The sequence below is a fragment of the Bacteroidota bacterium genome (assembly GCA_036522515.1).
Lineage (GTDB): Bacteria > Bacteroidota > Ignavibacteria > UBA10030 > SZUA-254 > VBOC01.
Genome location: DATDFQ010000024.1, coordinates 57,896 through 70,874 on the forward strand (window position 1 = coordinate 57,896; position 12,979 = coordinate 70,874).

General features: G+C 58.8%; 10 protein-coding genes. 3 read left to right on the forward strand and 7 right to left on the reverse strand.

Going from position 1 to position 12,979, the window contains the following annotated elements:
- Genes VI215_03690 through VI215_03700 form a run of 3 tightly spaced genes read left to right on the forward strand, consistent with a single transcriptional unit; the run spans position 1 to position 7,359 of the window.
- Positions 1 to 4,512 carry a translocation/assembly module TamB domain-containing protein gene (locus tag VI215_03690; protein ID HEY6191409.1) on the forward strand — a complete coding sequence of 1,504 codons (4,512 nt, stop codon included), beginning with the start codon at positions 1 to 3 and terminating at the stop codon, positions 4,510 to 4,512.
- Between the two features lie 11 nt (positions 4,513 to 4,523).
- A complete protein-coding gene (rnr, locus tag VI215_03695) occupies positions 4,524 to 6,710 on the forward strand; it encodes a ribonuclease R (GenBank protein HEY6191410.1) in 2,187 nt (728 codons plus the stop codon).
- A gap of 4 nt (positions 6,711 to 6,714) precedes the next feature.
- A complete protein-coding gene (locus VI215_03700; protein ID HEY6191411.1) occupies positions 6,715 to 7,359 on the forward strand; it encodes a DedA family protein in 645 nt (214 codons plus the stop codon).
- An 89-nt stretch (positions 7,360 to 7,448) separates the two neighbouring features.
- On the opposite strand, the gene VI215_03705 is transcribed toward VI215_03700, so the two are convergent.
- From VI215_03705 to VI215_03735, 7 genes are all read right to left on the reverse strand, one after another.
- Entirely contained in the window at positions 7,449 to 7,826 is a 378-nt protein-coding gene (locus VI215_03705) for a DUF423 domain-containing protein (protein HEY6191412.1), read from the reverse strand.
- Positions 7,823 to 8,272 carry a preQ(1) synthase gene (queF, locus tag VI215_03710; GenBank protein ID HEY6191413.1) on the reverse strand — a complete coding sequence of 150 codons (450 nt, stop codon included), beginning with the start codon at positions 8,270 to 8,272 and terminating at the stop codon, positions 7,823 to 7,825. Before queF ends, VI215_03705 begins: the two co-directional genes overlap by 4 nt.
- A gap of 54 nt (positions 8,273 to 8,326) precedes the next feature.
- Complete coding sequence (locus VI215_03715; GenBank protein HEY6191414.1) at positions 8,327 to 9,685, reverse strand: hypothetical protein; 1,359 nt, start codon at positions 9,683 to 9,685, stop codon at positions 8,327 to 8,329.
- A gap of 48 nt (positions 9,686 to 9,733) precedes the next feature.
- On the reverse strand, positions 9,734 to 10,156 hold the full coding sequence (locus tag VI215_03720) for a hypothetical protein (GenBank protein ID HEY6191415.1): 423 nt from the start codon (positions 10,154 to 10,156) through the stop codon (positions 9,734 to 9,736).
- A gap of 62 nt (positions 10,157 to 10,218) precedes the next feature.
- Positions 10,219 to 11,034: a phosphatase PAP2 family protein gene (locus tag VI215_03725; protein ID HEY6191416.1), complete on the reverse strand. Its 816-nt coding sequence runs from the start codon at positions 11,032 to 11,034 to the stop codon at positions 10,219 to 10,221.
- On the reverse strand, positions 11,031 to 12,503 hold the full coding sequence (locus VI215_03730) for a DUF3943 domain-containing protein (protein ID HEY6191417.1): 1,473 nt from the start codon (positions 12,501 to 12,503) through the stop codon (positions 11,031 to 11,033). Before VI215_03730 ends, VI215_03725 begins: the two co-directional genes overlap by 4 nt.
- Before the next feature lie 41 nt (positions 12,504 to 12,544).
- The gene (locus VI215_03735; protein ID HEY6191418.1) at positions 12,545 to 12,700 is read right to left on the reverse strand and encodes a lmo0937 family membrane protein; all 156 of its coding nucleotides are present in this window, start codon (positions 12,698 to 12,700) and stop codon (positions 12,545 to 12,547) included.
- Positions 12,701 to 12,979 lie beyond the last annotated feature (279 nt).

The window sequence follows — 12,979 nt, forward strand, 5'->3', positions numbered from 1 at the left end:
ATGAAGATGATCCTCAAACGCGCGCTCAGAATCGTCGCCTACGCCGCCGCGCTGACGACCGTCATGCTTCTGTTCGTCGCGGGAATGTCGCAGACGGATTTCTTCAGGGAGCGATTCAGGATCCTTCTCGTCTCCGCCCTCTCCAGCAAGCTGAACGGCTCGGTGCGCCTCGGAACTCTCGGCGGGAATTTCATCACCAGCTTTACGCTCGATTCGGTCGAGGTCTACTACCGGGACAAGTTGTTCGTCAAGACCGCGAAGGTCACCGTCCAGTACGATCCGCTGACGCTCCTGCAGAAGAAGCTGACCTTCAAATACTTCATCGTCGAGCAGCCGCGGATTCACTTCATCCGATCGGCGAAGGGCGACTGGAATTACGAGAAGCTGGTAAAGCCGAGCACCGACACCTCCAAGGGCACGTTCGGCTGGAACATCTACCTGACCGATCTCGAATTGAAGAACGGCATCCTCACGCTCTTCGATTCGACCTCGGCGACCGCGATGAGAGGCGAGCTTCCGGACACGCTGAAGCACTTTGATTACGGCCGTTTCTCTCTCAAAGACATCAATGTCCAACTTAAGGCTTCGATCCTGAAAGAGGATATCCAGACTCACCTGGTCCATTCGAGCTTCTACTCCGACCGGCCAGCATTCGAGCTGACGCATATCACCGGGGATTTCGCTCTCTCCCACGCTGGAGTCTTTGCGAACAACGTCATCGCGCAAACGAGCCGCTCCTACATCGAGCTGGACGGCGGGGTCCACCTGCTCAACCTGTTCGAGCCCCAAAAGACCGACGACCTCCGCCGCGACTCGACAAAAGTGACGTTGAAGGCCCGGAACATCGATCTTTCCGAGTTGAGAACCCTCGTTCCCCCACTCGATTTCCTTGCGGGCTCAGCCTACGTCGATCTCGCTGTCGACGGAGTATTCGGGGACCTGACGATCCGGCGTCTGAACGTGAAGGCGTACGACAACGCCATCAACGTCTCCGGGACGGTGCGAAACCTGCAAAAGGCGGAGCATCTCGATCTGGACGTCTTCGTCGGGGCTCCCTCGATCAACCCCTCCGACGCGTCCCGGTTGCTGCCCGGATTGAACCTGCCCCGTTACAGCAAAGTCGGCCGCTCCTCGCTCTTCGTTCAGTTCGTCGGAAAACCGCTTAATTTCCGGACCCGAACCATCCTCAGAGGGGGATTCGGCAATTGCGAGGTGGCGGGAACAATCAATCTTGAAAAAAAGGAGCCCTCCTACGGCCTGAAGTTCACCACAAGCCGGCTCGACATTGCCGCGCTCACAACGAACCCGGACCTGAAGGCGGTCCTCTCCTCGTCGGGGGGACTGAAGGGCGAAGGCATTTCGCTCAACGGGCTTAATTCGACGCTCACCATTCGGATCGATTCCTCCAGAGTCAGGAACATCACTCTCGATTCCGCCCGGATGACCGTCTCTGCCCGCTCCCGCAAGCTGGAGGGCGCGGTCATGCTCGCCGCCCAGAAGATGAAGGCAACGATATCGGCTCATGCCGACCTCTCCGCGCCGGCGCACCCCGAGTTCGGCGGCGACGTGGCACTCCGGGGAATCAACCTCGCGCGGCTTCTCGACAATCCCCGGTATGAGAGCGATATCACGATGGAGGGAACCGTCTCCGGATCGGGCCGCACGATCGACGACCTCAACAGCGACACGAAATTGACCCTCTACCCTTCGATATTCCAGGGACACAATGTTTCGGAGCAGGAGATCCGGGTGTTTCTCGATCAGCACAATATCGAGAGCAAACGGCTGTCGCTCCAATCTTCGATCCTCGACCTTGACCTGAACGGAAAGTTCGATCTCGATCTGACCGAGGCGGTCCTCGTCCACCAGACGGCCAACCTTCTCGAAACAATTCAGGAACACGCCCTCCCCGCGGAATCGATCAGGGTGAAACAGCCGGGGCTTGCCATTCCTCCGCACACCCCCGCGCAGCGGAGGATGGATTTCGATTACACGCTCCGGGTCAAAGACCTCGAGCCCGTCGCCACGCTCATCGAGGGAAAGCGGTTCGACGGGCGGGGAACCCTGACCGGCTCCCTCCACGGCACCGACGAACAACTGTCGTTTTCCTGCAACGGCTCAGTCGACGAGTTCTTCCTCGGTTCCTACGAGCAGGGCTTCCTCCTCAACCGGACCACCGTCGCGCTCAAGCTCGATTCCCTGGCCGACACCCGGACGTTCGATCAGCTCTCCGCGGGGTTGAAACTGGGCGTCGGAAACGCCCTGGTGAACGGGATGACCATCGACAGCTTCTCCCTCCGCCTTGAGTACCACAATTACAAGGGGACTATCGCGATCAACGGGTTCGTCGACTCCCTCTACTCCATCGTGATGGCGGGGCAAACGGCGGTTCAACCCCACACGTACGCGTTCGACTTCGACAGCCTGACGTTCAAGTCGGGCGAGTACCGCTGGAAGAACGACCAGGACGTCCAGTTCCGCCTGAATTCCGACGGGACCCGGGTCATGCACGCCCTGATGGTGAGGAACGGGGAGCAGTTTTCCCTGACGGGCGTCCTTCATCACAACGGGGAGTTCGATTTCGACGCGCTCCTGAACAACTATGACGTCGCTTCGCTCGGCTTCCTGACGCGCAACCCCGTCCTCCTGCGCCCGGACCAGGCGTTCCACGGCCACACGAGCGCGAAGCTCCACCTCGAGGGATCGACTTCGCACCCGGTCATCACCTTCACCGCCACGAGCGACAGCATTTTCTACAGGCAGACCCGGATCGGATCGATCGATGCCGGCGTCCGGTACCGCGACTCGATCGCGACGATCGACTTCGTGGTCAAGAAATCGCAGAAGGATTCGGTGCCGAGCCTCAGCGTGAAGGGAACCCTCCCCATCAACCTCGCGTTCGGAGGGGTGAAAGAGCGGTTCCCGGACGAGCCGCAGAACATTCAGGTCGTCTCCCAGGGGTTCGATTTGAGCGTGCTCGATCCGCTCCACAGCGAGTTTCAGAACGTCCATGGGACGTTGCACGCCGACATCTCGGTCGCGGGCACCCCCCGGGATCCCGAGTACTCGGGATCGATCACGCTCAAGGACGTCGATTTTACGTTCGCGCCGAACAATGTCCCGTACGCGCTCGCCGCCGATCTGGAAGCGACACGGAACAAGATCGTGGTGAAGAACCTTGCGGTACGGAGTCTCCAGCGGGCCGTCGCTCCCGAGGACATGCAGGTGACCGGATCGCTGAGCATCAAGAACTACCAGATCGACTCGCTCGACCTGACCGCAAACGGGCAGATCCTGCTGATGAGCGACGCCACGAAAAAGACCCGCGCGGCAATTTACGGCACGCTCCCGACCGCGACCGGTCCGGAAGGCCTCCATCTCGTCGGGACCATCAGCCATCCTTATCTGAGCGGTAATCTCTACCTCCAGGGCGCAAATCTGACCTCACCGCCGACCTACGAAGCGGAAGGATCGAGCTCCCAGCTCTCCCTCAACTACGTCGTCGTCGACGACACCTCCAAGCCGGTCGCGCAGACCACCCGGCCCTCGAAGTTCTATGCCGGGAATGAGATCAAGCCGATCGCCCGGCCGGTCGACGACCATGTCGTGAAGACGACGTTCCTGGACCGCCTCCGGTACGATCTCAGCATCGAGACGCGCGGGAACAACTCGATCAAGATGATCTTTACCCCGAGCACGAACGAAGAACTCTACGCCGAGCTCGAGGGGAGGGTCAGCCTTGTCAATAACCGGGGATACATGAGCCTCACCGGCGAGATCACCGTCTCTCCCAATTCCTACTACAATTTCTTCAAGCGGTTCGACGCGTCGGGAAAACTGAAGTTTGTGGGACAGTGGGACAATCCGGAACTTGAGATCGAGGCCAACTATGTGGGATACCGGGCCGATCCGGCCCACGATTCGCTGCTGCAGAAGGTCATCGTCCAGCTCAACATCACCGGCACCCGGAACGAGCCGAAGCTCGCCATGTCGATGAAAGTTCAGCTCCAGCCCGGCGAGGAGCCGGTCGACTGGTCCTCGGAGGCGCGCGGAGGCGACGTGCAGTCCGATGCGATCTCCTTCATCCTGACCGGAAGGTTCCGCGACGACCTCTCCTCGAGGGAACGGGGCGACATTGCGACGAGCGTGGGAGCCACCGCTGGATCGGGGTTCACCACGGGCTTGCTTTCCGGAGCCCTCTCGGATTTCCTTCGCGAGGAATTCCCGTTCATCAGGAGCGCGGAGGTGAACTACCAGGGCGGGAACGTCGGCCAGGGCGCGAACGTCCGTCTCAGCGGCGAGGCGTTCAAGGGGTACTGGCAGGTCGGCGGCAAGATTCTTAACGACATCGGGAACGCGAACGTCAGCTACTCGATGAGCCTCGGAGACGTGTTGAAAGCGTCTTCAATCCACAATCTCTTCCTGGAAATACAGCGGCGGGTCGAGGGAGACCTCTCGGAGGAGCGAAAACTAACGAACGAAGCCCGCCTGTTCTATCGATTCTCTTTCTAAACCGGAAACCAATGCCATCATACGATCTCGCATCAATCAAGGAATCCGTCGTCCGGTTCCTTGCGAAGCACCCGAACGAACTGTTCAAGTCGAGAGTCCTTGCCCGCCGGCTCTCGATGACCGGAGAGGCGGAGTACCGCCTTCTCCAGAAGGCCCTGAACGAACTGCATATGTCGAAGACGATCCAGCGCGGCGCCCACCGGCAGTACGGCCACGGCGTGGCCCCCACGGGAGAAACCGCCCGGGGCCGCCGGATGGTCGGAACGCTCTCGATGAATAAAAAGGGGGCGGGGTTCGTGAAACTGCTTCCGCCTCTCACGGGGGAACTCTCCATCCCCTCGAATTTCATCGGCACCGGGCTTGACGGCGACACCGTCGCGGTCGTTCCCCTCGCGCTCGAGTCCGAGCGCCTGAAGGAGGCGGGGGCGAACGCGATCCCGGAGGGAGAAATCGTCGAAGTGATCGAACGGAGCCGCCAGCCGGTCGTGGGCGTTTTCCAGAAGAGCAGAAACTTTTTCGTGGTCGTGCCCGACAACAGGAAGGTGCCGCGGGACGTCTATATCGCCCAGGGCAAGACGAAAGGAGCCCGGCCAGGCTCGAAGGTCGTCGCCGTGATCGACGAGTGGGAATCTCCGAACGTCAACCCCGAGGGGCATGTCGTCGAGATCCTGGGAAAATCGGGCGAGGTGGGCGCCGAGATGACCGCCGTTGCGCGCGAGTTTCAGCTTCCGCTTCACTTCCCACGCGAAGTCGACAGCGAGGCGGCTGCCATCCCGCACATCATCCCGAAAGAGGAGTATAAGAAGCGCCTCGACCTGCGAGCGTCCGATTGCATCACGATCGATCCGGAGGACGCGAAGGATTTCGACGATTCGGTTTCCATCGAGAGCCTCCCCGGAGGGAATTTCCGCGTGGGGGTGCACATCGCCGACGTGAGCCACTACGTGCGGGAGGGGTCGGTGCTGGATGCGGAGGCGCTCAAAAGGGGGACGAGCGTCTACCTGGCGGATGAGGTGATCCCGATGCTTCCCGAGCGGCTTTCAAACGACATTTGCAGCCTCCGGCCGGGCGAGGACCGCCTGACCTACTCCACGATCATGGACATCACGCCCAAAGGAACCGTCGAGAGCTACCGGATCGAGAAAAGCGTCATCCACAGCAAGCGCCGGTTCTCATACGAGGAGGTACAGAAGATTATCGAAACGCGCAGGGGCGATTTCGCCGCTCAGATCGGGCTTTTGCACGGCCTCAGCCAGACGCTTCTGAAGAAGCGTCTGAAGGAAGGAAGCATCGACTTCGAAACGGTCGAAACGAAGTTCCGGTTCGACGAGACGGGAAAGCCGGCGGAGATTCTCAAGAAAGTCCGGCTCGACGCCCATCGGCTGATCGAAGAGTTCATGCTCCTCGCCAACCAGGTGGTCGCGAAGCATATCGGGCTCGCGAAGAAGGAAGGGGATATCAACCCCTTCGTCTACCGCATCCACGATCAGCCGCCTCCCGAAAAGCTGAAGGACCTGGGATCGTTCGTCGATCATCTCGGATACAGCTTCAACCTCCATGGCGGGGTGACGAGCAAGGCGCTCCAGAAGCTGTTGAACGACGTGAAGGGGAAGGAGGAGGAAAACGTCATCAACGAAGTGGCGATCCGTTCGATGGCGAAGGCGATCTATTCCGAAACGAACATCGGCCACTTCGGGCTCGGTTTCCGCTACTATACGCATTTCACCTCGCCCATCCGCCGTTACCCCGACCTGATCGTGCACCGTCTTCTCAGCGAATACGCGGCGAAGATGCCGCACCGGAGAAGGCTCGAGGTTGCGGAGCAGCTTCCCCAGATCTGCAAGCAGGCCTCGGACAGGGAACGCGTCGCGACGGACGCCGAGCGCGCATCGGTGAAAGTCATGCAGGTGGAGTACATGAAGCGGCACATCGGGGATGTGTTCCATGCGATCATCTCCGGGGTCACCAATTTCGGAATGTTCGTCCAGATCGCCGACCTGCTCGTGGAGGGGCTCATCCGCATGCGCGACCTGGAGGACGATTACTACGTCTACGACGAGAAGCGTTACTCCCTCATCGGACGCCGGACGAAGAAGAGATACCGGCTGGGCGACAAGGTCACCGTGAAGGTGATCCGGGTCGATCCGGAAGAACGCCAGATGGACTTCGCTCTGGTGGACGAGAAGCCGGGCCGCTAGCCGCGTGGAATTCCTACATACAGTCGTCGATTTTCTCCTCCACCTCGACGTCCATCTCAACGAGCTGATCGCCGCCTACGGGCTCTGGACGTACGGGATTTTGTTCGCGATCATCTTCAGCGAAACCGGGCTGGTGGTGGCGCCTTTTCTCCCGGGAGACTCGCTTCTCTTTGCGGCGGGGGCGATCTCGGCCACCGGGGGCCTCGATCCGTTCTGGCTGTTCATGGCGCTTTCGGCCGCCGCGATCGCGGGAAATACGACGAACTACTGGATCGGTTACCTGGTCGGGCCCACCCTCCAGCAGAAACGAACAATCCGCTGGATCAACATGGCCTACCTGGAGAAGGCCCGCCGGTTCTTCGAACAATACGGCGCCAAGACCATCGTCTTCGCGAGGTTCCTGCCGATCATCCGGACGTTCGCACCGTTCGTCGCCGGGATCGCCTCGATGAAATACGGCCGCTTCATGACGTACAACATTGCGGCGGGGATAGCGTGGGTGGGTTTGTTTGTGTGGGGCGGGTACCTGTTCGGGAACATACCCGTCATCAAGAATAATTTTTCCCTGGTGATCGCCGCCATCATCGTGGTCTCGACGATCCCGGCGGTGGTGGAGTACCTGAAGCACCGGAGGGAGAGGAAGAAGTAGTTGTCATCCTGAGGGAGCGTAGCGACCGAAGGATCCCGTTCGTTCGGCCGGGAAGATCCTTCGCTTCGCTCAGGATGACAAGGGAGGCATCAGGATGACATTGTCGACTTCCACACCCCGTACGCAATCCAGATCCAGCCTCCGAGAAAGCAGAGACCTCCGAACGGGGTGATGATTCCCAGCGACCTGCTTCCCGTCACGCTCATCGCGTAGAGGCTCCCCGAGAAAAGAATAATCCCCGCCACGAAGAGCCATCCCGCCGCGTCCATATTCGATCCCGGGAACTGCGAACCCACCCATGCGACGACGAAGAGGGCGAGCGAGTGATAGAGGTGGTAGCGGACTCCCACTTCGAAGACGGCGAGCATATCGGCGGGAAGCTTCTCCTTGAGCGCGTGCGCGGCAAACGCCCCGAGCGCCACCGCGAGGAAGGCGGACAACGACCCGAGGATGAGGAAGGTTTTCATCCTCCCTTCCTCCCCGTTTCCGCGGTCGCGATCGAATGGACCCCTCCGCGGATCCTGTAATCGGCGACGACCTCCATCCACTTCGGTTTGCAGCAAGCCGCAAGATCGTTCAGGATCCTGTTGACAACGTGCTCCTGGAAGATGCCGACATTGCGGTACGAGAGGAGGTAATATTTCACCGAACGCAGCTCCAGCAGGCGCGTGCCCGGGATGTAATTGATCCGGACTGTCGCGAAGTCGGGCAGGCCGGAATAAGGGCAGACCGCCGTAAATTCGTCGGTGTCGATGTTGACGACGATCCTTCTCCCGGGGTATTCGTAGGGAAACGTCTCGAGAACCGCGACATCGATCGCGGCGACATCCTGGACGTCGTACCGCCGGTCGAGTCCGCGAAACGGACCGCGATTTGCGGGCGGGGTTTTCCGGGGGCGGCTATTTTTCGGCATCCTTTTTTATCACTCTGTTCGGTTATGAATGCGACCAATATAACAGAATTCCGGTCAAAATCCGACGATGTCGCTCAATCCGGTGCGAAGCGCGTACCACGCGAAGGCGAGAAACGCCTCGTCTTTTTTCCTCTCGTACTTTACCCTGCCGATCTTCATAGAGCCCGATTCATCCGGCAGATTGGTCGTCCGCAGCTTTATGTTATTCCCGATGAATGAGACGATCTTATTTCCTACGCCTCCTTCGTCCCCCGTGCGGTCCGAGATTGCGGCGATTTTCAGGTCCTTATAGATTGCGGTGACCGTGCCTCTCGCCCTTCCCGCCTCCGAATCGATATCGAACGTCGAGCCATGGAGGATTCCGGTCTTGAGCCTCTTCTGTTCGGAGATTTCGATGAACGGATTGAAATCGCTCAGCTCCATTTTGCCGAGGCGGCCCGAGTAATGGAACGAGAACCCCGGGGATGCGATGGGCATCGAAATACTCACATCGAGCCGGCCTGCGTTCATCAGCCGTCCGTCGGCCTGAAGGGTCGCGGTGTCCTGGCCTCCCTTTCCTTCGATCCATGCCAGTGTAAGTTGAGTGTCCTCGAGGGTCAAGATGGCGGGCTTCGAACCGGGTTGATACCGCTCCCCGTACTTCAAATGCCCGTTCGCGAGGTGGAGACTGTCGACTTGAAACGTCTTCCGTATCGAAGAGAGAATCTCATTTGGCGGGCTTGCGATTTCAGTCTCGGCGGGCCTGTCCCTGTTGATGAGGACGTCGAGGGAGCCCGATTCGATGTACGCCGTCCGCGTGCACCGGACTTCTCCTTCCAGAAGCCGGAGGCAGGCCGAGCCCATGACGTTGCACCTCGGGAGGAGAAGGCGGTAACGGGTTCTCCTCGTCTTGCTCGATGCGAAGAACTCCTCGTCGCTTCCGAGCGGACGATACTCGAGCTTTTCGAGGACCACCACCGAGTCCGGGACCGACACGCGAATGCGGTCGCAACTCAGCTTGTATCCCGACATCGGAAAGATCATCAGAATTCGTTCCACCCCCGCCGTGGAGCTCACGAGGTTGTCCGGAGCGACCCCCCCGCCCCAGAGGAGCTGTCTCCTGGTGATCCCGGCCACAAAAAACCTGCCGACGCTGCAGGAAATGGTGGAATCACGCTTCCCGATCAGGACGGAATCGCATTCGAGGCGATTGTTCAGAAGGGAGTAATGCAGCTTGCCGATCGCCAGCGTGTAATCCGGATAGGCCTCGTCAAAAGCACGGATGATCCGGCGGGCGACAAAACCGTCGAGATAGGCGTCCGGCACGAAAAGAAAAATCGACATGCAGACGAGTGCGACCCCCGCGACGGCGATACCCGCGTACCAAGCGACCTTCCGGGCAAACGGTGTTTTCGGGAATGATTTCAGCGGCATACTGATCCCGTGCACGGGGGAACCGCCGCGCTCGTCATGGCCCGGCCTCTATGGGGTCTTTTTCTCCCCCTCGTTCTTGTCGTCATCGTCCTTCAAGCCCTCGCCGACTCTATGGGCCACCTTTTTTGTTTTTTTCCAACCCTTCTTGGCAGCTTTCTCCGTCCACTTCGCGCCTTTCTTGACGCCTTTTTTCCCTTCATGGTACGCCGACTTCGCCCCCTCCTTCGTTTTCTCCCAGCCCTTCTCAGTTCCCTCCACGCCCTTGTTGGTTACTTCCTTTGTCTTCTCCCAACCCTCCTTTGTTCCCTCCTTCGTTTTCTGCCACCCTTCCTTTGTCCCCTCCTTTCCCTTCTCCAATGCTCTGGCGGCTTTTGCCACGGCCGTGTCCTGCTTCGATTGGCTCATGCCGAATGCCGGAGTCAGATAGAGGAAGACTGCCAGCCCGATGAGATAGCTTGATTGCTTGATCATGTGCGCTTCTCCTTTCTGTCGGTAATGGTGATTGAGTTGAAACAGAGATTGCATTGCGTACCTCAATTGATAATTATTCTCAGCGTGAGCGGATACGGGGAAGACAACCCGATGCGGCTCTCCTGCTGTTCATGAAGGTCGACCACCCATGTCGCGACGAAAAATCCGACCGCCGCGCCGAGGAGATTGTCGGACACCCAGTGCTGGTCCTGATAGATCCTGGAGACCGGAGTGAGGACGGCGGGCAGATAGACCAGAATCTTCAGCCAGAGCGGATGAACGTTCCTTGAAATGACGGTCGAGAGCGTGAATGCGACTGTGGCGTGCCCGCTTGAAAGCGAATGATAGTCGTCGTCAGAAATCGAGAAGGGATGATAGCTCCCGGCGCCCTCGCCGGTGTACGGTCTCGCCCTTCCGAACGCAAACTTCATCGTGTAGGTGATTGCCGCGGCATAGAGGGAGGCCTGGCCGATCTCATAGCCGATTTTTCGCGTCCCGATGTCGTCTTCGACCAGAGAATGGATTGCAAAACCCGTGAAGAGCGCGATCGGCATGTAGACCTCGCCCCAGACTCTGCCGGCCTCGATCGGAGCGCTGTTGTAATATCTCTGATCTCTCAGAACCCCGTCGCGGATGGGTTGGTCCGCCGCCATTGCGAGAATCGTCGCGGCGCCCGTCAATCCGAATTTGAGCCAGTCCGTTCCCTTCCAGCGAAGAGGCTGCGTGAAGAAGATCTGCGATTCGGCGCCGAACTGGGGAAAGTCGTACTTGTTCTGAGCATGGAGGGCCGATTGACAGGCAACCACGATGGAGACCGTCAACCAGAACTTGCGCCGGAAGGATCGGGAGCGGGGCTTCGAGGACGAGGCGACAATCATTCCGTGATTCCGAAGTTCTCCAGGTTGAGCATCACGTACACCTTCTCCTCGGAGTGGACCGAAAAGAATCCGGGAAACTCGTCGAAGTCGGCTGTTCGATGGTACAGGAGGTATTCAAATCCCGCGCTGATATTTCTGTGAAGCAGGACCGTGAGTCTCGGCTTGAAGATGCCGATCAGATTATTTCCGGACGCTCCGACGTAGGTATGGATCCAATATAAGAAATAGTCCGTTGTGAGGCTTCCCCACCCCAGGTCGAGAATATTCTCGACCTTCGCCTGCATGCCGCCTCCGTACACATACCGTCTGTCGCCGACATTGACATAGGGGGAGCTGACCGCTCCCAACGGTATGACCGCAAGATGGAGGGCCGATTCCAGCCGGGAGTTCATCATGAACGGCAACTGCGACATGATTCCTCCCCCGAAACCGAACGAGCTCACCTGGTAGGTGGTATTATTCCAGTAGTCAAAATGCTGGAACCCCCCGGCGATGATATTGAGATGCCCCGCCCGTGTGTTCGATCCGAACAGGAGTCCATATCCGATGATATTGTCGATCAGCGTCGGACCCGGCCCGAAGTCCATGTCGAATCGAAGCTTGAAGAAATCAAACGGCTTCCTCGACCTGAGTTCAAACGGATTTCCGTACACGAATTGGGCGGTCGTGGTCAGGTTCGTGATTCCCGTTCCGAAGATGGACCCCACATCGATGTTATGCGCCCCGAGGGAAAAGGTGACGTTCAGGGGCTCTTTCTGGTAGACCTCTTTCGAGCTCAACCGGAACAATCTTCCCTCGGTCAGCCTGCTGAATCCCCTTCTCGGGTTGATCACCGTCCCGAGCAACTCGCGAAAGAACCTCGCCGCCCCCGTCGCCCGGTCGTCCAGAATATTCGAACTCAACCGGTAGAGCACTTCTCCCCCGAACGCGCCGCTCACCGTCGTGTTGATCAGGTCATTATACGACGGCTGCGTATTCTCTCCGACCATCTCCCACATCAGACTGCTCCCGAATGCGAAAGGGACAGATTCGTAGAAACCATACCCGTTCGCCCGGCCGCCGGTAAACGCCATCGCCCCGCCGTACGGATGGAAAAAGTGGTTCATCTCGAATCCGTCCGAATCCCATTCGAACCCCTCCTGGAAGTTCTTTCTCCAGGATTGAAACCCGACCCTCGAGTAATCGGCATTTGAGATATACCTGTCCACCGCCCATGTGAAGACGTTGCCTCCGACCACCCCGAGAACAGGAATCCACACCGGGGATCGCGGGTTGGCCGCCGGATCGTCGTCGAGGAGGTCTCCATAGATATTTGAGACCGCGGGGTCCCTGTACGATACGTTCGGAGGCTTCGTGCTGACTCCCTCCGTATGCTGGGGAAGAGTGTCCGGCCGCGCGGCCGAAGGCGCGGTCACGCCGGAGCCCGCGCCACGGTTCTGCGCTCTCCCCGGGTGAACGGCGAGGAACACGACGAGAGAGACGATCGGATAAGTGGAATGCCTCGTAATTTTTATTTCCCGATCGGGTTGCGTCCCTGAATCACTCTGACCAGGACGATCACGATGGCAATGACAAGAAGGATGTGGATGAAACCGCCCATCGTGTAGGAGCTGATGAACCCGAGGAGCCACAATACGATCAAAACGAAGGCGATTGTGTATAACATAGGGGCACTCCTTTCTGCCGGAAGGCGTAAAGATCGGATTACGGATTTCACCAAACGCCGGGCATCTGCCGAACCCCCTACCATAATATACGACTTTGCCCCTCCGAGAATCAATCCCTTTTGAATGCAGGATCGCCTGCGCGGGTCGGGAAATCCCCGAAATTATGCTACAATTCTATTAAATGAAATTAATGCCTCGCTATTCATCCGGGTATGATCCTTATTGGTATGTCAGCTCACGGTGACCGGGATTCGCGCCATCCCAAGGGCGATGTTCAC